We start from the raw sequence: 22171 nt of genomic DNA, 5'->3' as shown, positions 1-22171 counted from the left end.
CGGTCGCTCACTCCTCTGGATCTGCCACCGTGTCGTCGCCACCGGTTTTGGCGTTGTGGCTGCCCGGGGTGATATCTGACCGATCTTTATCGCGCTGCCCGCTGCCGAACAGCCGCTTCAGGAGCGACCGCGAGGAGGGGCGTTCGGCCAACAGCACCGAGCACTCAACCTCGTTGACAACGTCGAGATGGAGGGAGTCGCTTGCGAGCCGGGAGATCAGGCCGCGCTCGGTCGCGCCGATGGCGACGAGTGTCGCGTTGTCGGCCGCCCGCTTGATCGCCGCCTCGATATCGCCGCCGGTGTCGACGATCTGCTCGGCATCCGCAAGATCGTGTTCGGCGGCCCAGCTGTCGAGGAACGCCTCGCCAGCAGCCGTTTCGCTTGGATCGTCGACAACGTGGAGCAGCGTCACCGATGCCCCGACCGCCGACTGCAGCGCGGCGGCGATCTCCGCACTCAGCCCCGAGTCGGGGCCGCCGGCTGTCGGGATCAGGATATCTGAGGGGTCAAGGCCGCGATCCTTGAAGATCGCAAAGTCACAGGGGAGCTGATTGGTGATCTCATCCAACGGGCGTTCAGCACGGGCCGCATGCCACAGCTGATGGTCGCCCCACTCCATGGCGACCAGTTCCGGTTGGGTTCGGCGCGCCATATCGAAGATCTCCTCGAAGGCGTGATGACTCGCCAGCGAGGTGACGGTGATGTCGACATCGCATTTCTCGCCGAGCGCGTAGATGTCCTGCATCCGCTTGCTGGATTCGGCCTCGATCCGTTCGATGTTGCCACCGCTGACCAAGGAGAGCTGTTCGGGGGCCTGAATGATGTGGACAACGTGGACGGTGGCGTTCTCCTGCTGGCCGGCGATCCGGGCGGCAAGTTCGACGAGCTCCGTATCGGTTCGCGGGTTCGTGATCGGTACCATCACCCGGTAGCGATCCTCGCCGACCAGCGTCGCCTCAACCGAATCAAGAATCGGCACGTACGACCGGCCGGCGAACCGACCGAACACCCACTCAGGAAGTGTGAGCCGTCGACTCAGCCCCTCGAACCGGGCGTTTTCCAGCCGCCGTTCGCTCGTCTGGAAGTAGTTGACGACGGTGACTAACACGACGCCGCCAAGCGTGTTCCCGAGTAAGACTGGGAGCACGAAGCCGGTGAGTCCCGGCAGGAGGGCCAGTCGGTCGAGCAAGACGAGATAGATGACCTCGGTAAAGGAGACGACGACGTGGAACAGATTCCCCAGTGGGATCGCCAGAAAGGCGATGTAGACGACGAGCAGCCGGGAGACCGTATCGGTTGCCGAAAAGACAACCCAGACGACGCCGGCGACGATCAGCCCGGCGAACACCGCTTTGAAAAACAGCGACCACCAGCCGGTTTCGAACGCACCCTTTTCGGCCAGCTCGATGGCTTTGGTCGACGTTTTCGCATCGAAGACACCGCCGTAGGCCAAGGCGACCGCACCGATCGCGCCGCCGGTGAAATTTCCTGTCAGGACGATTAGCCAGTGGCGCAGCAGCGTCGGAAGACTGGCCAGTCGCTCGATGGTCAGCGCGACCGGTGGCAGCGTGTTTTCGGTGTACAGCTGGTAGCCACCGATGATAATGTAGATGAAACCAAGCGGGTACAGCATGACGCCGATAACGGGGTTGTCGCTGGCCGCCGACAGCGAGGCATACAGCAGAAACGTGATCGTGATCGCAAAGCCGGCGGCGACCGCACTGAAAAACAGCTCCCGAACACCGGAGGTGATCTCCTCGTCGGCGGCGGCCACCACCCGCTGAAACACTTCGTCGGCGGAAAACCGATCGCGGAGGACTTCGCCGACCGCCGGCGCGCCGCTGCGGGATCGCTCAACCGCCTCCCGGACGGAGTCCTCGGGATCGGAGGGGGAGTCGCTCATTGCCGAAGGCAATTCGGGCGGCACCCTAAGAGGTTGCTGTTTCGACCCCCTCGCCGCTATTCGGGCGCGCCATCGAGGATCGCAGGCCCGCTGGAGGCCCCGATCCGCGCGGCTCCCGCCTCGATCATTGCCATCGCCGTCTCGTAGTCAGCGATCCCACCGCTGGCCTTGACCGGCAGGTAGTCGGCCATCAGTTCGACATCGGCCACGGTCGTCCCGCTCGGCTCGCTGTCGGCAAAGCCGGTTGAGGTTTTCACCATATCGGCGTCGGCGTCGACGGCGGCCTCGCAGGCACGATGTTTCTCCTCGTCGGTAAGCAGCCCGGCTTCGATGATGACCTTCACCGGGATCGGCACCGAGGCGACGACCGCGCCGAGTTCGTCGGCGACGGCGTCATCCGCGCCGGCTTTCAGGCGACCGACATTGAGCACCACGTCGAGTTCGTCCGCGCCGGCTTTCCAGGCGACCGAGCCAGCCTCGCGTTTGATCTCGGGATCGGCTTGGCCCTGTGGGAAGCCGATGACGGTGGCGACGGTGAGAGCATCCGGGGCGTCGCTGGCGACACTATCGACGTAGCAGGGTGGGATGCAGACGTTCATGCCAGCCGCGGTGGCCTCGCTCACTACACCCGAAACGTCGTCAGCCGTCGTCGTTGGCCCCAGAACGGTGTGGTCGATCATCGCCGCAAGGTCGGCGCGCTTCATACGCTCCGGAGACCACCTAGCGGCAAAAAGCTCCCCACCAGTGAGCAACACACGACGCCGGCGACCACAACCCTTTCTACCGACTCACCAAAACCGAGGGTATGGTGTTGCTTCCGGCTGGCTTTAGCCTCCCGCCGCTGCCCTACGCGTTCGTGTTGCTTGCTGGTGTTGCCGTCGTCGGCGTCGGCTTCGCCCGGCGACGGCCGCCGGTTGCGGCCCGCCACATCCTCTCGCTGACGCCGTGGATGGCCCTCGGCTCGACGCTGCACGTTCTCTACGGGATCGATGGCCTGCCGGCGACCGTCGCCCCGTTCGGCGGGACGGCGGCGGTGTATCTCACAACCGCGATCCTGGCGGGGGCGGGCTGGCTCGTCGTCGACGCCGTTCGCCCGACACGGGTTCCCTCGCTGCTTGCTGGCGGGGGGGTCGTCGCGGTTCTTCTGACGGTCGTCGTCGCGCTACGCGTCGGAGCGGCTCGGGGGACGCTCGCGCCGGCGTGGCCGGCCGCCGGGCTGCTGGTGACGGTCGCGCTGACCGCCGTCGGCTGGCTAGGGCTCCGGCGGCTCCGACCGGCGGCGACGGCGACAACCGGCGCGGTCGGGCTGCTTGCCCTCTTCGGCCACACGCTGGATGGCGTCTCGACGGCGATCGGCGTCGATGTGTTGGGGTTCGGCGAGCGCACGCCGCTCTCCCAACTGATCCTTGACGCGGCAGCAGCCCTGCCGACCGCTGAGACCATCGGTGTCGGCTGGCTGTTCGTTCTCGTCAAGATCGGCGTTGCCGCCGGGGTCGTCGTGCTCTTTCGGGAGTATGTCGACGCCGAGCCAACTGAGGGGTACGCGCTGTTGGGGTTTGTTGCCGCCGTCGGGCTCGGCCCAGGCGCCCACAATCTGCTGTTGTTTACGGTTGTTGGCGGTTGAGCGGATCGTATTTGTCGACGCAGCCGCGAACAGATGAGAGAACCCCCGCTCCCGCCGCGAACGACTCGCTGTGCATACGCCGAGTGCTGGTGGTGTCGTCAGCACAACCCGATCCGATCTGACCTCCTGCGAGGAACTATCGGTCGGTATTCTCCAGTCGGACAGCTACTCGCCCGGAACGCTATCGCGTCGCACGCCGCGTCTGACGAGCTTATTTACGGATCGCCCCGGTGACCTCGGGTATGGGATCGCTGATGGGTGGACTACTGCCGGGAGCGGTACCGGAGCCGCTGTTTCTCGCTGTGGGTGTTGTCGCCGGCGTGGTCGCCGCCCTCGTGATGGATTGGCCGATGAGCCGCCAGCCCGAGGGGTTCACGCCGGCCTACATCGCTGCCGGGGTTCTGACGCGCTCGCCGCCGGCGGACGTTCGGTTTCGGACGGCGATGATCGCCCACCATCTCGCCGGCGGGCTGGCCGGGCTGTTGTACGGGCTTGTCGCCATCGGCGTCGACCGGGCGATGCCGACCCTGGGGGCGGCGTTCGGTGTCTCACTCCCGGCGCATCTGCTCGGCGTTGGCGTCGTCGTGGGGTTCATCTACGCCTTTTTCGCGCATCTGGTACTTCCGCGGGCCGGCGGTCGCCCCTACGAGGAGCAGGCGACAGCGGTTCGCGGCCAGTGGCTTCGCTCGGCGCTCGTCTATGGGGCGACGGTGTTGGTGGTCGCGCCGGCGATCGTGGTGTCGGTGGCCGGCTGAGCCGGGTTACACCACCCGATTCTCGAAGTCGGTCTCGCCGTTGCGGTATCGCTCGACGTTGTCGGCGAGGATCTCGGCGGTGCGCTCGTAGTACCGCGGCGTGTGGCCGGCGTTGTGTGGCGTGATCGAAACAGTGTCGAATCCCCACAGCGGGTGGTCGGCCGGCAGCGGCTCGGGATCGGTCACATCAAGGGCCGCGCCGGCGATCCGGTTGGCCTGCAGCGCGCTCACGAGATCGTCGGTGTCGACGACGCCGCCGCGGGCGATGTTGACGAGAAACGCCTCGGTCGGCAGCGTCAACAGCGCGTCGCTGTCGATCAGCCCGCGGGTCGCATCCGTCAGCGGACAGGCCAACACAAGATAGTCTGTGCGGGCGAGGGCTGTATGTATCTCATCGAAGCCAAACACCTCGTCGGTCGGGCCACCCTTCTCGGGGGTGTAGCGAACGCCAAGCGTCTCGACGCCGAAGGGGTCGAGCCGGTCGATGACCGCCGAGCCGATCGCCCCAAGGCCGACGACGGTCACCGTGCTTCCCTGGAGTTCGCGGGCGGGATACGACTGCCAGACGCGGTTGTCCTGCTGGCGGCGTGCCCGCGGAAAGCCCCGGACGTGGCTCAGGATTGCACCGATCACGTACTCCGCGATGTTTGGCCCGTGGACGCCGGAGGCGTTGGTCACCGCCACGTCGTTTTCCTCGAAGGTCTCCAACGGAAGATGGTCGACGCCCGCGTAGACGCCGGCGAAGAGATCAAGATCGTCGGCGGTTTCGATCAGCTCCGCATCCAGATCGTAGCCGGTGACGATCGGTGCCGATCCCACAAGCTCGCGTTCCTCGCGTGGGGTCGCCGCGACGGCGATCTCGGCGTCAGGAAGTGCGTCTCGCAACGCCGCCGCGTAGTCATCGGCTGAAAGCCCGTGGATCTTCTGTCGCAGGACAGCGATCTGTGGCGTGGACATATTCCTCCTGTTTGCTGCCAGCGGCTTGAGTCTACGGGCATCGATGTCGAACCCTCTCGTTGACCGAACCGATTTGTTACTGTATCTGAACAGCTCTGATATGGCCTCCGCCCGTGGGCTCTCCTCGCTCGCCAAAGGGATGGTAACGGTGCTTGCTGCCCTCCTGCTGCTCGCGCCGGTGATCGCCGCGCCGGCGTCGCTGTTGCCGCCGCCCGCGGCCGGGCTTGTCGTGGGTGGGCTCTCGATTCTCCTCTACATTCGTGTCGCCGGCAGCGACGACGAGCGCGACGGATCGGTGTGGAACGCGATCCCCCGCCGGCAGTACGACGGCCGGCATGTCGAATCCGGCGGGCTGGCCCGCGGTGAACAGGAAGCCGCCATCGAGGAGATCCAACAGGATGCCGACAACCGTGATCGAAACGGGTAGTCAAGGCTCCGTGACGACAGCCAACCCTACGCGTTGTCGACGGCTTCCTGCAGCCCGACCCAGTTGCTGATCGTCCCCGTTTCGTCAGGGATCGGCGCGATCGCAACCCGGTTCCGAAACCGGCTCCCGTCGGCCCGATAGTTATCAAGTTCGACGACCGCCGCTTCCCAGATGTCGACCGCCTCTCGAAGATCAGCGACCGCGTCGGCGTCTGTTGTCTCGCCCTGCAATAGCCGCAGATTCTCGCCAAGTACGTCGCGCTCGTCGTAGCCGGTCAGCGTCTCGAAGGCGTCATTGACATACCAGATCGGGTTGTCGGCGTAGGCTGGCCCGGAGATCACCATGCTGACCGGTGTCTCATCCATCGCTTCGGTTGCCCAGTCGATGGCTGGCTCGTCGCCACCGCCGTGGGTGGCTGGTGGTGCGGCCGCCCGAATCTCGCCAACGTGAGCCGCAACCGACTCGGCGACCGCCGGCGAGGGGATCGTCGGCTCGGCGGCCGCATGCCGAGCGTCGAGCAGTTCGGCCAACTCCGTGCTCGCGGTCATACCGGCGTTCGGCACCGAAACCAGTTATCGGTTGAGTTTCCGTTCGCGTTCCGTGGGTTTAATACTCGAACCGGCCGGGTGAACGGTATGGAACGCGTAGACGTTGCCATCGTCGGCGGCGGCCCCGCCGGGATGGCTGCCGCCCACGCCGCCGCCAGCGACGGTGCCGAGGCCCTCGTGTTGGAGAAGGGCGTCCCGCGGGCCGACCGCGAGACACTCGGTCCCGACTCCACGGACGCGGCGGGCATCCTCGACTACTGGGTGGAGATCATGGATATCCACCCCGACGAGTTTCCCGACGGCGTTCTCGTCCAGCATCTCGACCGCGCCGAATTCATCGGCCCGACTGAATCCTGCACGCTGACAAGCACCGGCATCGACTCCGACTACGAGCATTTCGGCTACACGTTCAATCGCGCACGCTTCGACGACTGGCTGCGGGAGCGCGCCGAAGCCGCCGGAGCCGAGTACCGCGTCGGCGTCCGCGTCCGCGGCGTCGACAGCGACCCGGCCGCCAGCGACGAGCCACGACATACGATCCACACCGCCGACGGCGACGACATCGGTGCCGACTTCCTCGTGCTCGCCGACGGCCCCCAGCGAACGGTCACGAACGCCGTCCTCGACGACTATCTACCTGACGAGACGGCGGCCTCCGAGCGACTCGCCGCACCAACAGCCAACCATATCGCCTATCAGGAGTACCGCCGCTTCCCCGAAGAGGTCTTCGCGGAGCTCAACACGGCGATCAAATTCTGGTGGGGCCATATGCCCGGCCACACCGCCTATCCGTGGGTATTCCCAAACGACAACAATGTCTGCCGGGTCGGCCTCACGATGCCGATCGGCCTCGATCTCGACGCCATCGACGACCGCGAGGAGTACCCGCTGATCCATCCTGACGACGAGTCGATCCCCGACGGCGCGACCTACATCCGCCGACTGCTCGAACGCGTCTGGGGAGACGAGTACGACATCGAGACCGACTTCCCGCTCGTCGAGGATCGCGGCAAGCGCGGCGGCACCGAAACCTACAGCATCTCCTCGACGCGGCCGATCGAATCGCCTGTCGATGCCGGCATTGCTGTCGCCGGCGGCGCGATGGGGACGACCTCGGCGTTCCACGAGGGCGGCGATCACGTCGCCGTCCGCACGGGCGCGATCGCCGGCGAGTTGGCAGCCGCGGGCGACCTTTCGGCGTACAACGACCGCTGGCAGGACGCCATCGGCGACGAGCTACTGCGAAACGTCACCTTTGCCGACCTCTGTCGGGAGTACGGCCCCGACGATTGGGATCGGACGTTTGCAACCGTCCGGGAGATGCTGACCGCGAAGGGGCCGACGCTGTTCACGCCGAGCGCGCTGAAATCCGGGTTCGCTGGCGCAAAGGTGTACTACCGTTACAAAAAGCGGAAACGACAGTTCAAGCGAGATGGCTACGTCCAACTGACCGCCGACGAATACGTCTACTGACTCGGCGGGCTGCTGAGAGGAGTAAAAACAGCGATCAGACTTTGGCGGCCTTTTTCCGGGTGATGTAGCCGGCGACGCGGTTGCGGACGCCCTTCGATTCGACGGTGGTGAGCTTGGCGACATGATCCTTGTTGGTCTCGAAATCCGTGTTGAACGCTTCCGGATAATCCTCAAGCAGCGTCCGACCGAGCTGCTTGACGTACTTCGGTTTGATTGCCATACCCGCGATTGTCCGGAGCGACACTAAAACGATTCGTTCCGCGATGGCTCCTCAGCCGTCGTCAGCGACGCGTGACCGCCACTCGGTCGCCTCGCTGAGCGTCTCGAAGGCCGCCCGCTCCCGCGGCCCGCCGCATTTCTCGACCGTTTCCGCGAAGTACGACAACCGATCAAGCAACGTTGCTGTCTCGTAGGCCGGCACGTCCAACCGTGAGGCGGCGACCGTGGCGTCGATCACGGCCCCGAACCCGCGGTTGATCGTCAGCGGCCGCTCGTCGGCGACGGTGCCGGGTTCAGTCGGCCGAAGCTCCCATCGCTCCCACTCGGTGTCGCCCTCGGTTCCCGTTTCGACTGACTCGGCGGCAACCTCGACCCAGGCGTCGGCGTTCGGCAGCACGGGATGATCCGCCTCACGGATCGTCACCGCGGCGTCGACGAACTCGCGGGGATCGGCGGTGAACTGGACGACGCCGCCGCCCTGCCGGTGGAAGTTGCGCTTGGTGCGGGTGTTGCCCCACGTTGTCGCTTCGACCGGCTCGCCGGGTTCGTCGGGCGCGTGTAGGCCGAGGGCGGCCATGTTCCAGCGGTCGTTCGGGCCGAGCGTGGCGACGATCGACTCGGTAACACCCCGGAGCGCGACCGGCCAGTCGTCGCTGGTCATACCGACAGCCCACGCTCAAGCGCAATAAACAGCGCGGCGGCGGTCAGATCGGCCGTCGTCCCGGGGTTGTAGCCGACGTCGACGAACTCCTCGGCCAGCTCCTCGGCGGCCGAAAGATCGTCGCTGCCAGCGATGTCAGCGGCGACTGCGGCGGCGCGATCGGAGACGTTGCGGGCTGTCGCCTCGTCGTGGGTGATCGCCACGAGCGTGTCCGGCTCCTCAGCCAACAGGGTAAGAAAGACGCGGGCCGTGCGATCGCCGATCGGCCCCTCGGCGGCCAGCAGCCGGTCGGCGGCATCGAAGGCGCGCTTGAAGCCGGTCACCCACTCGCGGGCGTTGCCGTCGGGAATCCCCTTGTCGGGATCGGCCGAGAGTGCCATGATGTCGTAGAGCGTCAGCTCCCGCTCGCGGAGCGTTTCGGCGGCGTCGCTTCCGCGGCGCACGTCGAGTTCGTCGGCGTCCTCGGGTGGATCGTCGACGGCGACATCGACGTGTTCGAACGCGCGGTAGAAATTGATCGCATCCTCGACGGTCGTCGCCTCGACGAGTTCGGTGACGCCGTCGGGTGTGAGTGCGTCGTTTGCGGCGGCCCGAACAAGCGGCACGAGCAACAGCAGACAGCCGAACTGCGTGTTCTCGCCGGCCAGCTCGGCCATGCCGGCGACCGCGCGCTCGAAGGCGGGGCCGATCTCGTCGCCGTCGGCCACCCGCCGCAACCCCGCGCCCGCGCCGACCGCACCGGCCATGAACTGCTCAAACCGGAGCTCGTTGAGATCACGGTGGCGGTCGACGTTGCCTGGTTTCGGCGTTGCGCTCACCTCAAGCAGGAGGGCAAGCTGGGCGTTGTCGGCGGCTGTGCGGTTCGGTGCGGAGCCGTTGAGGTAGTCGCTCACGGCGGCACCTCCGGCTCGCACTCGGCGACGGCGGCCGCAACGCGGCCGAAGACCGCTCCATCGGGATCGCGGCTCGGTCGCCCGATGCTGACAGCGTCGGCCCCGTAGCCGAGATACTCGCGGACGCTTGCGGCGTCCCTGACCTCGTTGTTGGCGATGACAAACAGATCGGTCGCGGCGGCAATGTCGCCGACGACCGATTCGGAATCCATCGCATCGATGTGAATCGCATCGGCTCCGGCCGCCTCGATCTGCTCGGCGACCCCGACAAGGTCGACGCCGTCGACTTCGGCTCTGACCTTGACGCTGACGGCCGCACCGGTCTCGGCGGCGACAGCGACGTACTCGGCCAGTCGATCGCTGTCGGCCAGCAGTGACTCGCCGCAGCCAACCGCACAAAGCTCGTCCTGTCGACAGTGAGCGTTGATTTCTATGATTGCGTCGTACTCGGCACAGATCGACGCCGCCTCGCGGATCGGCGCGGCCGTGGTGCTTCGCACGTTCATTCCGGGTCGGATCGTCGCGTCGGCGTTGGCAACCGCCGCAAGCTGTGCGTCGATAAACGCCAGCGGATCGGGAGGCAGAAACTCCTCGCGGTCGCGGGCAACGAGTTTGCGAGCGGCCTCACGGGCGGGCTCGTCGAGAGCGATCCCGCCGAGAAACGCCGCGCCGGCGTAGTCAGCCGCGGCCAGTGCCCACGCGGCGTCGGCCTCGCCGCTCAGGCTGGCGAGTGCGAGCCGCGGCTCAAACACGGTTCAACGCCTCCATGACGGCCCCGAAGACGCGTTCGCTGTCGGCGGCGGTATTGATCTCTGTATCGGTGCGGACGACCGGGCGATCGAGGTCGGTGCTGTCGTCCCTGTCGAGGACGAAGGCGTCGACAAAGGGGTAGGCATCGGCGACGCCCTGCGTGCTTGGTTCCCGGCCGGTTGCAGCCATCAGGTCGGCCGCGGGCCCCGAGAAGACCTGGTATTCTACGAACGGCGAGACGGCGACAACGTCTGTCGCATCGAGTGCGGCTTCGACGCCGTCGAGTGCGAGCATCGGCCCGATACTCGTTACGGGGTTTGAGGGGCCGATCACGACCGGATCGTCGAATGCGTCCAGCACTTCGTCGCTCGGTTCGGCGTCGTCGGCACCGCGAAATTCCACATCGTCGACGGCAACGTCGCCACGGTGGCCGACCCAGTACTCCTGAAAGTGCATGATCCCGTCGGGCGTGTGGATCAACGACGCGACGGGATCGTCGCTCATCGGGAGCAACGTCAGGTCGACATCGAAGGCGTCGGCGAGGATCGCGGTCGTCTCGGTAAGTGAGCGACCCTCGTCGATGAGGCTCGTTCGGGTGATGTGAACGGCTCGGTCGCGGTCGCCGATGGTCAGAAACTCCGCAACCGCCGAGAAACGTCGCCAGCGAGCGAGCTCGCGGCCGGCCGTCTGCTGATCGTCGGGAAGGTATCGCGGGCCACCGTCGAGACCGGCGGCGTCGGCCAGCCGGTGGAGTTCGCTGTTTGTTTCGTGGGTGTCGCCGTCGATCCCCCACCAGCGGTCGGTGTCGAGAACGCCACCCTCGTGGAACAACACGGTATCGAGATCCGGACAGACAAGCAGGCCGCCAATCTCGATGTCGTCGCCGGTGTTGCCGACGACGGTCAGCGTGGCGGAACCAACCCGCGCTTTCGCGCCGGCCAGCAGCTTCGGCGTCCCCGTCCCGCCGGCGAGCAGCGTGAGCATACCTCCGGTTCGGCCCGGCCCTGCTTGTATCCGACGGCTCTTTGTCGTCGGCGTCGAAGCCGGTCGTATGAACGAGACGCGCCGGGAACTGCTCGCGGCCTTCGCAGAGGGGCCGATATCGGGGCCGGCACTCGCCGAGAGACTGGGTGTCTCGCGGGCCGCCGTCTGGAAACAGGTCGAAGCCCTGCGGGACGACGGCTTTGCGATCGAAAGCACCGACGACGGCTACGCGATCACAGCGGTACCCGACTACGGCGCGGCCGCGATCGAATACGAGTTGGACGCCCCCTACACTGTCGAGTACCACGACTCGATCGGGAGCACGAACGATCGCGCCCGCGAGCGGGCGGCCGACAGCGACCGCGATGTCGTCGTCGTTGCCGACGAACAGACCGGCGGACGGGGGCGACTTGAGCGATCGTGGGACTCCCCACCCGGCGGGATCTGGGCCTCAACAGTGCTCGATCCGTCGCTGCCGGCAGCCCATGTCCCGCTGGTGACGCTGGCTGCCGGTGTCGCCGTTGTCGACGCCTGTCGCGCTGTCGGCGTCGACGCGACGCTCAAATGGCCCAACGACGTGCTCGTCGGCGACGACGACAGCGAGCACGGCGACGCGGACGCAACTGCCGATAGCGACGCCGCCGACCGCGGCGGCCGAAAGCTCTCGGGAATTCTCACCGAGATGGAAGGCGAGGCCGATCGGGTCTCGTGGCTGCTCGTCGGCATCGGGCTCAACGCCAACATCGCTGGCGACGCGCTGCCGGACGGTGCAACCAGTCTACAGGAACAAGTCGGCCCGGTCGATCGCCGGGCGGTGCTTCAGACGATCCTCGAATCGCTGTCGACGCTGGTGGCTGACCCCGACACAGTCCTCGATCGGTGGCGGGCCTACAGCAGCACGCTTGGTCGAACAGTCTGTGTTGACACGGGCCGAGAACAGATCAAGGGCGAGGCCGTCGACGTACAATTCCCTGGCGCGCTCGTCGTCGACACCGACAGCGGCGAACAGATCGTCCACGCCGGCGACTGTGAGCACCTCCGGCCGGCGTAACTACAGGTAGCCGAGATCGCTGAGCCGGTCTTCGAGCTCGGGATGATCCGCGACGGCTTCCTTCAGCGTCGAGACCTCCTCCTTGCTGGCTTCCAGGATCTGGAGTGCCGAGCGCAGCTTGTAGTGTACCTCGGCGTCGTCGGTTTCCTCGATCACCGATTCAAGCAGCGTCTGTACCGTCTCCAGTGGATCTTCGCTCATGGTTGCTCCCAACGGCTGGATAACTATAATCGGTCTGCTTCAGGTTATTTGGGGAACACAGCGGGTCGACCGGGGCTGTCGAATGCTCGACAACATGTCGACCGGGGCTGTCGAACGCTGAGTGAGGTGTGCGACCCTGTCAATCGTCGGCTCCCTGATTCTGATCGCTTTCGAATGTCGGCGGTTCACGCTCGATATCCGCATACCGAACGACACGCTCGCCGAGTGTCGCCACCCGATCGGCGGTGTCGCTGTCGACGAACTCGCCGTTTTCGAACGCGCTGTGGGCCTTTGGAACAGCGGCCTGATGCGGGAGCACCCACGCGTTGAGCGCGCGACAGACCGACCGGAGATGCTCCAGCGTCGTCACCGGGAACGCGCCGCCGGAAACGGCCAGCAGGCCAACAGTTTTTCCTTCGAACTCGTCGAACCCGCAGTAGTCGAGTGCGTTTTTCAGCACGCCGGAGTACGAACCGTGATACATCGGACTGCCGAGGATCACGGCATCGGCATTGTCGACACGATTGATGACGGTCGCGCTGTCGCCCTGTTCGTCCGCGTCGGGGTTCAACGGCGGCAGGTCATACTCGCGGAGATCGAGCAGTTCGGTCGTCGCGCCGGCGGCCTCCGCGCCGCGAAGCGCGTGGGCGGTCGCCAGTCGGGTGTAGCTGTGCTCGCGGAGACTCCCGACAAGCGCGAGGACGTGTGGATCACTCATTGGCCGGTCGATCACTCGGTGACAACGCGGTTTCCGACCGATTCGCCGGTGCGGTAGGTTTCGATGATGTCGTCGAGCACCATCGCTCGCGGGTCGGTCGCGGGGTACTGCGTGTCGATCAGCTCGCGGGCTGTGTCGATCTCCCCGCGGAGGGCGAACTGTCGGACGCGGGCGGCGACCTGATAGAACTCGCCGTCGCCTTCGCCGTCGGGGTCTTCGCGGCCCAGCGCACGTTCCGGAAACACCTCATCGCGGACATCATCGAAATCAAGCATCTCTGGCTCGTAATCGTCGATTTCAGACAGGACGTACTCGACAGCAAACCGCTGGAACTCCGATTTGCTGGAGAACTGATCGCCGGAGACGAGCTCCTCGACACGATCCATCACCGTCTCGGAGAACCGAACCGTGGATTTGACCATTTGATCGTTGTATCGGGCGGCAGCCACCTAAGCCTATCCCAGCGTCTGACGCCTGTCAGCCGCCGCTGTCGGCAAGAACGCCGAGATCAGTCTCGTCGATCGCGGACGAGATCGAGTGCTTTGCCGGGCGCGCCAAGGACGTTGAATCCGACGCCGACGATAACGAACAGCGTGTAGAGGCCGAGCGTCGACAGAAAGATGATCAGCATGGCGAGGATCGCCAGCCAGTCGTTGCTGAGCCAGTAGAACGCGCCGAGGGTCATCACGGTGCCGTACAGCAAGACGAGATACGGCCCCCAGCCGCGGGCGTGGCCGCGGCGCAGCTTCCGGCGGACGTACCGTTTGAGGTCGGATTCGACGGCCGATTTGTCGACGGTTCGCTCCTCGATATCATCCTCGAAGTCGTCGAACTCAGCACGGAGTTCCGCAAGCCGGTCTTCAAGCTCGCCGATATCCGCGGCTCCGCGCGGCTCGACGCGGTCGCCGTCGTCGGGCGCTGTCGCATCCGCGCCGGCATCGCCGCCGCTCGACCCATCGTCAGCACTCGATCCCTCGCCGGTTCGCTCAGGCGACATGTATCCGACACCTCGGCTGCCGGGGTGTTGTAACTGCCGATCCGAAATCGAGACTGGCGTCGATGATCTCCCTCATTGTGGTGACTCCACGTTGTTGACGCCAGCCAACACTGCGTTGATGATCGCACCCAGGATCACGATGTTCGCCGCGAGATACAGCCACGTCACCAACAGCAGGACACCGCCGACGACGCCGTAGGCGGCGTACTGGGATGCGCTTGCGGCATAGATCTGAAAGCCGGCCTGTAGCAGTGTCCAACCGACTGCCGCGAACACCGTGCCCGGCAGCGCCTGCCGGACGGAGATCGGTGGGTTCGGAAACTGCCGGTAGACGGGCAGTAAGGCAAGCGCCAACACGCCCGGCAGCCCAAGAACCCCGACAAGCCAGCCGAGCGGCCCAAGCGGCAGCGCGGCCAACACGACCCCGAGGACAACCATGATGAGGATTCCGACACCGATTCCGACGAGGACGAGCACCGCGTCCCGAAGCTGATCACCGAAGCCCACGGTGTCGGTCTGCCCGTAGACGGTGAGAAAGGCGGTATCAAGCGCGCGAAAGACCTTCAGCGTACTCCACGTAAGCAGGACGATCCCGATAACGGTCGCGCCGCCGGCTCCGGGGGCGTCGGCGATCGCACCCGTGATGGCCTCCTGGCCGGCCGGCGTCAGAAACCCGCTGGTCTGGGTGACGAGTCGCTCGGCAAAGCTCGCGCCGCCGACCGTTGTCGCCACGACGAGCAACAACAGCAACGCCGGCAGCAACGAGGCGAAGGCATAGTAGGCGACGGCGGCGGCCAGAAAGGTGATCTCCTTGTCTCTGGCCGTCGCCACGACCGCCTTCGTCGTCGAGACGGCCGCCCGGATTCGAGCGTTCACGACTCTCTGTTGTGGGGAGTCGCCGAAAAGTAGTCGGTGGAGGTCGGGCCTCGCTGTCGGTAATCAACGCTTACTGATTCGCCCTATTAACTCAGCTGTCGGCGGCTGGAGCGGCCGCCTCACGGATCTCGGTCACATCCGCGTCGGTTTTGAACGCCGTCCCGCTGTACTGGGAGGGGGTCGCCTCGTAGCCCGCGGCTCGCAGATCGTCGAGAAAGTCGTCCATCGCGTTGGCCGGGACGCCCCACTGCTTGCAGAGACGATGTTGGTCGTAGTGTGTCGGCGTGTCGAGTTCAGCGGCGACCGTCGCCAGCAGCTTGTCAGCCTGTTTTCGTTCGCCCAACTCGGGGCTGAGTTGTTGGCGAACCAGTTCGGTAAACTCGCTGTCGGCGACCGTGCCGAGCCAGATCGGCCCCGCGGTCACAACGCGGTTGCTTCCGCAGTTTGGACAGGTCTCCGGCGACGATGCGGGATACCACCCAAACTCATGCTCGCGGGCGAGGCAGTCCTCGCAGTGGTGGACAAACCCCAGCGAGTCAAGCAGGTCGTCGGCGCGGCTCGCGCTGTGGTCGCATTCGAGATACGTTCGGGCGTAGTGGCGGCTGACGTGCGAGCAGATCGGGACGGCGGCGACATCGTAGCGTGCGGCCGTCCGAACCAGCGCGGAGATGAGCGTTCGCAACCCCATCTCGGGATGGTAGTCGGTGTTGCGCGGTACGGCGCTGTACTTTCGCTTGCCGCTGTTGAGATGTGCCCCACAGAGCGGTGCGGTGTCGGTGGCGGTCACACAGACCATATTGCGAGTTTGGGCGAAGGCAGCGTCGGCGAAGGGGATCGGCGTGCCGAAGGGGTCGAGATCCACGATATCGAACATCTCCTCGTGCAGCAGGGCGTTGACGTTGCGTTCGACGGTCTCTCCGTCGAGATCGTTGCGCGCGAGGTTCTCGCTGGCGAGGTCGACAGCCTCGCTGTCGGTGTCACAGCAGGTCACGTCGTACCCCTCGTTGGCCGCGCGAACGCCGCGAATCCCCGACGCTGCCATCGCGTCGAGATAGGTTGCGACGCGGGGTTCCCGCTCCTGATAGGCGCGCAACACGGCGACCGTGATATCCCGATTCAGCTCCATCGTCGGGTTGAAGAAGACGCCGTCGCCGCTGCCCTCCCGTGTTCCGTCCCGAGGCTGGTCGACGGCGATCTCGACGCCGCCCTCGCTGAGTTCCATAGCGACGGTCGGCGGCGGGACGACAAAAAGAACACCGAACCTGATTAGGGTGGCGTCCGCATACCCCGGCTGTGACCGAGGTCGACGACTGGCGGGCGGCACTCGCGGAGGCCGGTGAGCTCCGGCCGGCGATCGTGACAGCGATCCTGTCGGCCCACGGCGACCGCGGAGGCCGGGCGATCGATGCGGTCGCCGAACAACGGGTCAAGCGGTACCGCGATTTCACCGTCGTCGTCGGTTACGAATCCGAGTATGTGATCGAAGACGGCGGCTGCACCTGCAAGGACAGCCAGTACAACCTCGATGCGGACGAACAGTGTTGGCACGCGTTGGCCGTTGAGATCGCCGAGCGAATCGATGCGGTCGACCACCACGACATGTGGTACTCCGACGTACACGACTTCATGTGAGCACTCAGCGACCGCTCAGTGACGGTCGGTTGTCAACACGTAGCCGAACAGCGGGCCGAAGGCGGCGACCAGTGCCGCCGCGACAAGCGGTTCCGATGGCCCCGCGGTGAGGCCAGCCACGACAACCAACCCGGCGGCCAGCCCCATCCCACCGAGGAGTGTGTGTCGGCGTCGTTGCTGTGTCGGGTTGCCGTAGGCAGCATAGAACAGCCAGCCGGCCAGATAGACTAACAGCGCGCTGACGGCCGCAGCCCCGGTCGCGGCGAGACCACCGACAGCGAGTAATCCAGCCGCGACGAGGGTTGTTGCGACAAAGATGGCTCCCGACCGCTGGCGTGCTGGTGGGGTTCCGTAGCGACAGGCGTAGCCGGCCACCGGAAGAAAGACACAGAGCCCCAACAGCAACCCACCCACACCCGCCTCGATCGTTGCCGACCGCTGTGTCACGATCCCACCCCAGACGATGAGCGCCGCAGCGCCGGCAACGACCGTGACGAGCCGCGGGGGTAACACCGCTGTCGGCGACTCGCTTGTGGCCACCGCATAGGCGGCGAACGGATACCAGCAGACGGCTGTTGCGACGATCGCTGAGGCCGGCTCACCGAGCGAAAACAGGACGAACCCCCCAGCCGCGACCCCGAGGATCGCGCCGGCGATCAGCGCCAACTCCGGGGCATACCGGTTCATACAGGCGACTCACACCGGATGCCAAAGAGTCACCCGTTTGCTGATAGCGGCAGCGGAAGCGTTTAGACGGGGGCTTTGCTACGACGGTGTATGGCGAACTGTCCACTGGCGGATGACTGCCCCAGCTTCTCCGAGCGGGTGCAGGGCATGGGATGTCAACACTACGAGGAGAACCGCGGCGGCGCGGAGTGGTGTCAGCACTACGGGATGCCGATCAGCGAGCTCAAACAGCAGCCGGTCACCCCCGGCGAGGAGGTCATCGTCGATATCGACGACATCCACGAAAGCGGGGCCGGCGTCGGCAGCACCCAGGATGGATTTATCGTGTTCGTCGATGGGCTGCTGCCGCCGGCCCGCGCGAAGGTTCGGATCGATCGTGTCAAGGGAAGCCACGCTCGTGCGAAAAAGATCGTCGAACGCCTGCCGCTCGAAGACGACGAGGGCGATGACGCGGAGGAGTCGGACGGCGACGAGGCTGGTGTCGACGACGAGTCCGACGACGACGCCGAGGAATCAGCCGAAGAGGACGGTGGTGACTCCGATGAGGGCGATGGGCAGGATCGCCCCGACCGCGATCGCCTCGGCAGCCGTGAGAACTTCTGGGGCGGCTGACCCTCGATGTTGGTTGCGCCTGCCATGGACAGTCAAATCTGTAGCTTTTTGCGACGCGCTGACAATCTCTGAGTAATGACCGACAGTGATCGCACGCCACCCGCGACGATCCCCGAGGCGGACGGTGAGACGCTCGATGTCGCCGCGCTCCTCGACCGGATCGGCTTTGATTCCGAGACAAACGTGCTCACGCGTCGGCAAGCCGAGGTGCTCGCGCTTCGGGAACACGGCCTCCGCCAGCGGGATATCGCCGACCGGCTCGGCACCTCACGGGCCAACGTCTCGAATATCGAGAGCAGTGCCCGCGAAAACGTCGCCAAGGCGACCGAGACAGTCGGGTTTGCCGAGGCGCTTTCGGCCCCTGTTCGCGTCGAGATCCCGCCGGAGACCGATCTCTACGACGTGCCAAATCTGATCTTCGATGCCGCCGACGAGGCGGGGATCAAGGTCTCCTACACCGCCCCGGATCTGATGAAACGAATCAGTGACGGGGCCTCCACGGCGGTCGAGGGGCGGAACGTCAAACGGCGGCTCCTCGTCAGCCTGACAACCGAGGGTGCGATCCGTGTCCGACAGGCAACGCAGTAGTCAACCGCGGCTGTTTGCGGCCTACCAGGTTTCGATCCGCCCGGCCTCGATGTCCTCGATACAGCCGACGCAGTCGGTGTGGTCGGCGTCGAAACAGACGGGCCGGCCCTCCGCGTCGAGTGCGACCGCCCGCTTCGTTGCGTGGCGACGACAGACAAGCTTTGCACGACCCTCCGCGTCGGTTGGCAACGCCTCGCTGTCGTTGACGGCGGCTTGGCCCTCCTGGATGGCGGCGCGTGTGCGCTCGTAGGTTCGGCCGGCTGCCCGGAGTCGCTCCCGCAGGAAGCCTTCAACGCTCTCGTCCATAGCCTCCTTTCGGCGAGCGGTGGCTTAGGTTCGTTGCCAGTGAGTCAGTTTGGGTTCGTTGCCGAGAGCCGTCCATCCGGGTGAGCAGCTTGGTGTGACCGATCGAGCGACGCTACCCATCGTCGAGATCACCCCATTATCGATCCCGACCCGCTACCGATCCACCCGATCGCTTGCTGTCGAATTTCACATTCACTCCCCTCCCAATACCTTTTATACGATCCGGAACCAACCACCGTATGTCTCCCATTGAAAACACCGCGGAGGCAACCACCATGACCGAACTGCGAACACACGCAGCCGAGATTGCAGCACAGTTCTCAGACCACGTCGATGTCACCGAAGACGAGGTCGAAACGAAGCTCCAACAGCTTGTCGAGGAGTACCAAGTTCCCCTTGATGAGGCCACACGGAGCGTCAGAAACAGCTACCTCGAAGAAGCCGGCCTCGAACGCGATGAGATCAGCCAGGGCGGCAGCGATCAGGTGCTGGTCAACGATATCGACCAAGACGAGCAGTGGGTCGACCTGCGCGTGAAGCTGGTCGATCTCTGGGATCCCCGCAGCGACTCCATCTCTCAGGTCGGCCTGCTTGGCGATGAGTCGGGAACGATCAAGTTCGTCGCCTTCGAGACGAGCGAGCTCGAAAAAATCGAGGAAGGCCAGTGCTACGAGCTCTCAAACGTCGTCACCGACGAGTACCAGGGCACCTACTCCGTCAAACTCAACCGCACCACGACGATCACCGAGATCGACGAGGAGATCGAGGTCGGCGACAACAGCGAGACGGTCGAGGGCGCGCTGGTCGACGTCCAGTCGGGCAGCGGGCTGATCAAACGCTGTCCGGCGGACGGCTGTACGCGCGTCCTCCAGAACGGCCGGTGTGCCGAACACGGCGAGGTCGACGGCGAGTTCGACCTCCGGATCAAGGCCGTGCTCGACGACGGCCACGCGGTACAGGACGTGATCTTCAACCGCGAGGCGACCGAGAAACTGACCGGTATTGAGCTGGAGGAGGCCAAACAGCTCGCCAAGGATGCCCTCGACACCACAGTCGTTGCCGACGAGATGCGTGCCGATATCCTCGGCCGGTATTACACCGTCACCGGGCCGACACTCGGTCGCTACGTGCTCGCAAACGAGTTCGAACAACACGACGGGCCAGCAGATGCCGAGAGCGTGCTGATCAAAGCGAGGTCGATCTAAGATGAGCGAATCCGAATCCGACTCTGAGTCTGTCAGCCGCGAGGTCGCACAGCGTGTGTTCGCCGGTGAGTTCAACGACGCCAGCTACACATTCAAGGAGAGCGACGACGACCGCGCGCCGGTCTACCTGCTGTTGCCGACCGGTGAGCGCGCCAACCGCGTGTTCATCGTCGGCACGCTCACCGAAACCGAGGATGTCGGCGAGGACAACGAGTACTGGCGCGGCCGGATCGTCGATCCGACGGGGACGTTTTTCGTCTACGCCGGTCAGTACCAGCCTGACGCCGCCAGCGCGCTGCGTGAGGCCGAACCGCCGGCCTACGTCGCGGTTGTTGGCAAACCACGCACCTACGAAACCGACGACGGCGAGATCAACGTCTCCGTCCGTCCCGAATCGATCACCGAGGTCGACGCCGCCACCCGCGACCGATGGGTCGTCGAAACGGCCGACCGGACGCTCGACCGGATCGATGCCTTCGATGAGGCGGGCAACGAGTACGCCCGGATGGCCAGCGAGGAGTACGGCGACGACGTGTCGGGATACACCGACACCGTCATCGATGGGCTCGAAAGTCTCGAAACCACCGATGAACTCGACGACGCGGACACTGGCACCGATGCCGACGGCACCGAAACAGCCGACGCCGCCGATCCGAGCCCACAGGCGTAATCGGGGTCGGGAGCGATATACCCACTCGCCTTTCGGTTTTCGACGTACGCACTGTAAGCGGCCTCGTCGCGTCTGACGAATCATTAAGTATTCACACCGCTCACTAGAAACTAACTGAGGAATCACCATGGGAAACAAAAACAAGACGATCTCGTTTCGCGTCAACGAGGATTCCTTCGAGAAACTGCGGGAGATCGCCGAACAGCGCGACATCTCGCTGTCGGCGGTGTTTCGTGAGTACGTCGAAACCCTCGTTGCCCACGACGGACAGGTCGAGGTCGTCCCCGAGTCACGCATCGACGAGGCCGACGACACCGACGCCTTCCCGCCGAAGGTTGAGGTGCCGAAAAGCTTCGTCCGCGAGCACGAACGGCTCGAACTCGAAGCCGACCACCTCCGCGAACAGTTGGAGGAGCACAAGCAGTACGTGACGTATCTCCACGACCGGCTTGACGAGCAGACCGAAGATGAAGAGGATATCGTCCGGCTTGAGGATCTCGATTCGGAGGTCGGGGCCGACGAGGAAGAGGAACCGACCTTCCGACTCGGCTGAATCGGCCGGCTCGCTTAGCCCGTGAGGTCTCGTTTTGCGGTGCGGATCTCTTTGCTCCGACCCGTGTCTTCGATATCAGCCAGTGCTTCGGCGGCCTCCAGCGTTCGGACTGACTGATCGAGAAATGAGAGGATATCGCCGGAGTAGGCATACAGCATGTAGTCGTCGCCCATCACGTCGACGATGGCGTCGGGGCCGAACCCCTCTGCGCGGAGCTCCAGCAGGTAGTTGATAAATTTCCGTTCGGCACAGCCACAGTAGGGATGGGACTCACAGCTACAGTCGAGGAAATCCTCCGAGAAATCGAGGACGCGATCACGGGTCGTGCTATCGAGTTTGGCGAGGCTATCGCCGGTAAACAATAGATCAAGCGTTGCTCCCGCGAACGCGCTTTTCGGGAAGCTCGTATCCAACTGCGAGGCGAGTTGGCGATGGTTTTTGACGTAGATCTTGTCCGTGATGGCCACAGCTACCCCACGATAGCGGCGGCGATGACAAAAACGTCGCGCTCGGCGGTCGATCGTCGGATGCCAGCGGTTCCCGCGGAGTCCCCGAGTCGTAACGTATATCTTCCCGAGTGGAATACGATGGGATGCGTGTCCGGGGTAGGGTAGTGGACTATCCTTCAGCCTTGTGGAGGCTGAGACGCGGGTTCGATTCTCGCCCCTGGACCTTCTCCGAACTTCTCTCCTTGTGAGCGTGTGCTCCGCAGGGAGCACCGCGAATAGACTTCTGTGAGGAGAAGGTCAAGCAAAAGAGAATCGAAGCAGGGAGTGAAGCGAACGCAGTGAGCGAAACGACTGAGGTTCGATTCTCGCCCCTGGACCTTTTTGCTCCGAGCACTTACGCGAGGAGCTACAAGTCCATCTGAAGAGATCGAA

The 22171-nt window shown here is 64.9% G+C and carries 27 protein-coding genes, 1 tRNA gene and 1 pseudogene; 12 read left to right on the top strand and 17 right to left on the bottom strand.

Going from position 1 to position 22171, the window contains the following annotated elements:
* Window positions 1–7: 7 nt before the first annotated feature.
* Window positions 8–1903 (bottom strand): formate/nitrite transporter family protein, encoded by a 1896-nt coding sequence (locus HKK80_RS00855; RefSeq protein WP_411797717.1) that lies wholly within the window; start codon window positions 1901–1903, stop codon window positions 8–10.
* Window positions 1904–1959: 56 nt separating this feature from the next.
* Window positions 1960–2607 carry a deoxyribose-phosphate aldolase gene (gene deoC, locus HKK80_RS00850; protein WP_411797716.1) on the bottom strand — a complete coding sequence of 216 codons (648 nt, stop codon included), beginning with the start codon at window positions 2605–2607 and terminating at the stop codon, window positions 1960–1962.
* 101 nt (window positions 2608–2708) lie between these two features.
* Between deoC and HKK80_RS00845 the strand changes: the two genes are divergently transcribed.
* Complete coding sequence (locus HKK80_RS00845) at window positions 2709–3527, top strand: DUF63 family protein (protein WP_411797715.1); 819 nt, start codon at window positions 2709–2711, stop codon at window positions 3525–3527.
* Between the two features lie 242 nt (window positions 3528–3769).
* Window positions 3770–4282 carry a hypothetical protein gene (locus HKK80_RS00840; RefSeq protein WP_411797714.1) on the top strand — a complete coding sequence of 171 codons (513 nt, stop codon included), beginning with the start codon at window positions 3770–3772 and terminating at the stop codon, window positions 4280–4282.
* 6 nt (window positions 4283–4288) lie between these two features.
* Here the strand turns inward: HKK80_RS00840 and HKK80_RS00835 are convergent, their stop codons facing one another.
* Window positions 4289–5239, bottom strand: a complete 951-nt coding sequence (locus HKK80_RS00835) for a D-2-hydroxyacid dehydrogenase (RefSeq protein ID WP_411797713.1) — start codon at window positions 5237–5239, stop codon at window positions 4289–4291.
* Between the two features lie 100 nt (window positions 5240–5339).
* On the opposite strand from HKK80_RS00835, the gene HKK80_RS00830 reads away from it, so the two are divergent.
* Window positions 5340–5666, top strand: a complete 327-nt coding sequence (locus HKK80_RS00830; RefSeq protein ID WP_411797712.1) for a hypothetical protein — start codon at window positions 5340–5342, stop codon at window positions 5664–5666.
* 26 nt (window positions 5667–5692) lie between these two features.
* Here the strand turns inward: HKK80_RS00830 and HKK80_RS00825 are convergent, their stop codons facing one another.
* On the bottom strand, window positions 5693–6214 hold the full coding sequence (locus HKK80_RS00825) for a PAS domain-containing protein (protein WP_411797711.1): 522 nt from the start codon (window positions 6212–6214) through the stop codon (window positions 5693–5695).
* A gap of 87 nt (window positions 6215–6301) precedes the next feature.
* Between HKK80_RS00825 and HKK80_RS00820 the strand changes: the two genes are divergently transcribed.
* Complete coding sequence (locus HKK80_RS00820) at window positions 6302–7687, top strand: NAD(P)/FAD-dependent oxidoreductase (protein WP_411797710.1); 1386 nt, start codon at window positions 6302–6304, stop codon at window positions 7685–7687.
* Between the two features lie 34 nt (window positions 7688–7721).
* Here HKK80_RS00820 and HKK80_RS00815 read toward each other — a convergent pair whose 3' ends face one another.
* Genes HKK80_RS00815 through cofD form a run of 5 tightly spaced genes read right to left on the bottom strand, consistent with a single transcriptional unit; the run spans window position 7722 to window position 11194 of the window.
* Complete coding sequence (locus tag HKK80_RS00815; RefSeq protein ID WP_411797709.1) at window positions 7722–7907, bottom strand: 30S ribosomal protein S17e; 186 nt, start codon at window positions 7905–7907, stop codon at window positions 7722–7724.
* A gap of 51 nt (window positions 7908–7958) precedes the next feature.
* A complete protein-coding gene (locus tag HKK80_RS00810) occupies window positions 7959–8567 on the bottom strand; it encodes a DUF447 domain-containing protein (protein ID WP_411797708.1) in 609 nt (202 codons plus the stop codon).
* Entirely contained in the window at window positions 8564–9460 is an 897-nt protein-coding gene (locus HKK80_RS00805) for a triphosphoribosyl-dephospho-CoA synthase (RefSeq protein ID WP_411797707.1), read from the bottom strand. Before HKK80_RS00805 ends, HKK80_RS00810 begins: the two co-directional genes overlap by 4 nt.
* Window positions 9457–10212, bottom strand: a complete 756-nt coding sequence (locus HKK80_RS00800) for a tRNA-dihydrouridine synthase (RefSeq protein ID WP_411797706.1) — start codon at window positions 10210–10212, stop codon at window positions 9457–9459. Before HKK80_RS00800 ends, HKK80_RS00805 begins: the two co-directional genes overlap by 4 nt.
* Window positions 10205–11194: a 2-phospho-L-lactate transferase gene (gene cofD / locus HKK80_RS00795; protein WP_411797705.1), complete on the bottom strand. Its 990-nt coding sequence runs from the start codon at window positions 11192–11194 to the stop codon at window positions 10205–10207. The genes HKK80_RS00800 and cofD overlap by 8 nt, the downstream gene beginning before the upstream one ends.
* A 67-nt stretch (window positions 11195–11261) precedes the next feature.
* Here cofD and HKK80_RS00790 point away from each other — a divergent pair, with 67 nt between their 5' ends.
* A complete protein-coding gene (locus HKK80_RS00790) occupies window positions 11262–12245 on the top strand; it encodes a biotin--[acetyl-CoA-carboxylase] ligase (RefSeq protein ID WP_411797704.1) in 984 nt (327 codons plus the stop codon).
* Here the strand turns inward: HKK80_RS00790 and HKK80_RS00785 are convergent, their stop codons facing one another.
* The 5 genes and pseudogenes from HKK80_RS00785 to HKK80_RS00765 all read right to left on the bottom strand — a co-directional run bounded on the left by HKK80_RS00785 (window position 12246) and on the right by HKK80_RS00765 (window position 16259).
* On the bottom strand, window positions 12246–12446 hold the full coding sequence (locus HKK80_RS00785; RefSeq protein WP_411797703.1) for a hypothetical protein: 201 nt from the start codon (window positions 12444–12446) through the stop codon (window positions 12246–12248). It lies immediately after the preceding gene.
* A 139-nt stretch (window positions 12447–12585) separates the two neighbouring features.
* Window positions 12586–13164: an NADPH-dependent FMN reductase gene (locus HKK80_RS00780; protein WP_411797702.1), complete on the bottom strand. Its 579-nt coding sequence runs from the start codon at window positions 13162–13164 to the stop codon at window positions 12586–12588.
* Between the two features lie 11 nt (window positions 13165–13175).
* Window positions 13176–13586: a transcriptional regulator gene (locus HKK80_RS00775; protein WP_411797701.1), complete on the bottom strand. Its 411-nt coding sequence runs from the start codon at window positions 13584–13586 to the stop codon at window positions 13176–13178.
* Window positions 13587–13672: 86 nt separating this feature from the next.
* Window positions 13673–15037 (bottom strand): annotated as a pseudogene (locus tag HKK80_RS00770) (YihY/virulence factor BrkB family protein).
* Window positions 15038–15128: 91 nt separating this feature from the next.
* Window positions 15129–16259 (bottom strand): tRNA (guanine(26)-N(2))-dimethyltransferase, encoded by a 1131-nt coding sequence (locus tag HKK80_RS00765; protein ID WP_411797700.1) that lies wholly within the window; start codon window positions 16257–16259, stop codon window positions 15129–15131.
* A gap of 71 nt (window positions 16260–16330) precedes the next feature.
* Between HKK80_RS00765 and HKK80_RS00760 the strand changes: the two genes are divergently transcribed.
* A complete protein-coding gene (locus HKK80_RS00760; RefSeq protein WP_411797699.1) occupies window positions 16331–16669 on the top strand; it encodes an SWIM zinc finger family protein in 339 nt (112 codons plus the stop codon).
* 15 nt (window positions 16670–16684) lie between these two features.
* Here HKK80_RS00760 and HKK80_RS00755 read toward each other — a convergent pair whose 3' ends face one another.
* Window positions 16685–17356 (bottom strand): hypothetical protein, encoded by a 672-nt coding sequence (locus tag HKK80_RS00755; protein ID WP_411797698.1) that lies wholly within the window; start codon window positions 17354–17356, stop codon window positions 16685–16687.
* Window positions 17357–17446: 90 nt separating this feature from the next.
* On the opposite strand from HKK80_RS00755, the gene HKK80_RS00750 reads away from it, so the two are divergent.
* Both HKK80_RS00750 and HKK80_RS00745 read left to right on the top strand, forming a co-directional pair.
* The gene (locus tag HKK80_RS00750) at window positions 17447–17968 is read left to right on the top strand and encodes a TRAM domain-containing protein (RefSeq protein ID WP_411797697.1); all 522 of its coding nucleotides are present in this window, start codon (window positions 17447–17449) and stop codon (window positions 17966–17968) included.
* A gap of 75 nt (window positions 17969–18043) precedes the next feature.
* On the top strand, window positions 18044–18556 hold the full coding sequence (locus tag HKK80_RS00745) for a Tfx family DNA-binding protein (protein ID WP_411797696.1): 513 nt from the start codon (window positions 18044–18046) through the stop codon (window positions 18554–18556).
* A gap of 21 nt (window positions 18557–18577) precedes the next feature.
* On the opposite strand, the gene HKK80_RS00740 is transcribed toward HKK80_RS00745, so the two are convergent.
* The gene (locus HKK80_RS00740; protein ID WP_411797695.1) at window positions 18578–18862 is read right to left on the bottom strand and encodes a hypothetical protein; all 285 of its coding nucleotides are present in this window, start codon (window positions 18860–18862) and stop codon (window positions 18578–18580) included.
* A 275-nt stretch (window positions 18863–19137) separates the two neighbouring features.
* Here HKK80_RS00740 and HKK80_RS00735 point away from each other — a divergent pair, with 275 nt between their 5' ends.
* The 3 genes from HKK80_RS00735 to HKK80_RS00725 all read left to right on the top strand — a co-directional run bounded on the left by HKK80_RS00735 (window position 19138) and on the right by HKK80_RS00725 (window position 21290).
* A complete protein-coding gene (locus tag HKK80_RS00735) occupies window positions 19138–20067 on the top strand; it encodes a replication factor A (RefSeq protein WP_411797787.1) in 930 nt (309 codons plus the stop codon).
* A gap of 1 nt (window position 20068) precedes the next feature.
* Window positions 20069–20737: an RPA family protein gene (locus HKK80_RS00730; protein ID WP_411797694.1), complete on the top strand. Its 669-nt coding sequence runs from the start codon at window positions 20069–20071 to the stop codon at window positions 20735–20737.
* 127 nt (window positions 20738–20864) lie between these two features.
* Window positions 20865–21290, top strand: coding sequence for a ribbon-helix-helix protein, CopG family (locus HKK80_RS00725; protein ID WP_411797693.1), 426 nt, complete (start codon window positions 20865–20867; stop codon window positions 21288–21290).
* A 14-nt stretch (window positions 21291–21304) separates the two neighbouring features.
* Here the strand turns inward: HKK80_RS00725 and HKK80_RS00720 are convergent, their stop codons facing one another.
* Complete coding sequence (locus HKK80_RS00720; protein ID WP_411797692.1) at window positions 21305–21757, bottom strand: DUF5814 domain-containing protein; 453 nt, start codon at window positions 21755–21757, stop codon at window positions 21305–21307.
* Window positions 21758–21889: 132 nt separating this feature from the next.
* On the opposite strand from HKK80_RS00720, the gene HKK80_RS00715 reads away from it, so the two are divergent.
* Window positions 21890–21962: transfer RNA gene (locus HKK80_RS00715), tRNA-His, on the top strand.
* Window positions 21963–22171 lie beyond the last annotated feature (209 nt).

The organism is Halonotius sp. F2-221B, from assembly GCF_046719765.1.
Lineage (GTDB): Archaea > Halobacteriota > Halobacteria > Halobacteriales > Haloferacaceae > Halonotius.
This window is presented reverse-complemented; position numbering and strand designations above follow the sequence as displayed.

What these genes read in the sequence shown, in the direction of transcription:
- HKK80_RS00785 (WP_411797703.1), bottom strand. Translation starts at nt 12,446, where the DNA reads ATGAGCGAAGATCCACTGGAGACGGTACAGACGCTGCTTGAATCGGTG.
- HKK80_RS00825 (WP_411797711.1), bottom strand. Translation starts at nt 6,214, where the DNA reads ATGACCGCGAGCACGGAGTTGGCCGAACTGCTCGACGCTCGGCATGCG.
- HKK80_RS00790 (WP_411797704.1), top strand. Translation starts at nt 11,262, where the DNA reads ATGAACGAGACGCGCCGGGAACTGCTCGCGGCCTTCGCAGAGGGGCCG.
- HKK80_RS00810 (WP_411797708.1), bottom strand. Translation starts at nt 8,567, where the DNA reads ATGACCAGCGACGACTGGCCGGTCGCGCTCCGGGGTGTTACCGAGTCG.
- HKK80_RS00735 (WP_411797787.1), top strand. Translation starts at nt 19,138, where the DNA reads ATGACCGAACTGCGAACACACGCAGCCGAGATTGCAGCACAGTTCTCA.
- HKK80_RS00840 (WP_411797714.1), top strand. Translation starts at nt 3,770, where the DNA reads ATGGGATCGCTGATGGGTGGACTACTGCCGGGAGCGGTACCGGAGCCG.
- HKK80_RS00820 (WP_411797710.1), top strand. Translation starts at nt 6,302, where the DNA reads ATGGAACGCGTAGACGTTGCCATCGTCGGCGGCGGCCCCGCCGGGATG.
- HKK80_RS00815 (WP_411797709.1), bottom strand. Translation starts at nt 7,907, where the DNA reads ATGGCAATCAAACCGAAGTACGTCAAGCAGCTCGGTCGGACGCTGCTT.
- HKK80_RS00855 (WP_411797717.1), bottom strand. Translation starts at nt 1,903, where the DNA reads ATGAGCGACTCCCCCTCCGATCCCGAGGACTCCGTCCGGGAGGCGGTT.
- HKK80_RS00745 (WP_411797696.1), top strand. Translation starts at nt 18,044, where the DNA reads ATGACCGACAGTGATCGCACGCCACCCGCGACGATCCCCGAGGCGGAC.
- deoC (WP_411797716.1), bottom strand. Translation starts at nt 2,607, where the DNA reads ATGAAGCGCGCCGACCTTGCGGCGATGATCGACCACACCGTTCTGGGG.
- HKK80_RS00780 (WP_411797702.1), bottom strand. Translation starts at nt 13,164, where the DNA reads ATGAGTGATCCACACGTCCTCGCGCTTGTCGGGAGTCTCCGCGAGCAC.
- HKK80_RS00765 (WP_411797700.1), bottom strand. Translation starts at nt 16,259, where the DNA reads ATGGAACTCAGCGAGGGCGGCGTCGAGATCGCCGTCGACCAGCCTCGG.
- HKK80_RS00755 (WP_411797698.1), bottom strand. Translation starts at nt 17,356, where the DNA reads ATGAACCGGTATGCCCCGGAGTTGGCGCTGATCGCCGGCGCGATCCTC.
- cofD (WP_411797705.1), bottom strand. Translation starts at nt 11,194, where the DNA reads ATGCTCACGCTGCTCGCCGGCGGGACGGGGACGCCGAAGCTGCTGGCC.
- HKK80_RS00750 (WP_411797697.1), top strand. Translation starts at nt 17,447, where the DNA reads ATGGCGAACTGTCCACTGGCGGATGACTGCCCCAGCTTCTCCGAGCGG.
- HKK80_RS00740 (WP_411797695.1), bottom strand. Translation starts at nt 18,862, where the DNA reads ATGGACGAGAGCGTTGAAGGCTTCCTGCGGGAGCGACTCCGGGCAGCC.
- HKK80_RS00730 (WP_411797694.1), top strand. Translation starts at nt 20,069, where the DNA reads ATGAGCGAATCCGAATCCGACTCTGAGTCTGTCAGCCGCGAGGTCGCA.
- HKK80_RS00830 (WP_411797712.1), top strand. Translation starts at nt 5,340, where the DNA reads ATGGCCTCCGCCCGTGGGCTCTCCTCGCTCGCCAAAGGGATGGTAACG.
- HKK80_RS00725 (WP_411797693.1), top strand. Translation starts at nt 20,865, where the DNA reads ATGGGAAACAAAAACAAGACGATCTCGTTTCGCGTCAACGAGGATTCC.
- HKK80_RS00845 (WP_411797715.1), top strand. Translation starts at nt 2,709, where the DNA reads ATGGTGTTGCTTCCGGCTGGCTTTAGCCTCCCGCCGCTGCCCTACGCG.
- HKK80_RS00835 (WP_411797713.1), bottom strand. Translation starts at nt 5,239, where the DNA reads ATGTCCACGCCACAGATCGCTGTCCTGCGACAGAAGATCCACGGGCTT.
- HKK80_RS00775 (WP_411797701.1), bottom strand. Translation starts at nt 13,586, where the DNA reads ATGGTCAAATCCACGGTTCGGTTCTCCGAGACGGTGATGGATCGTGTC.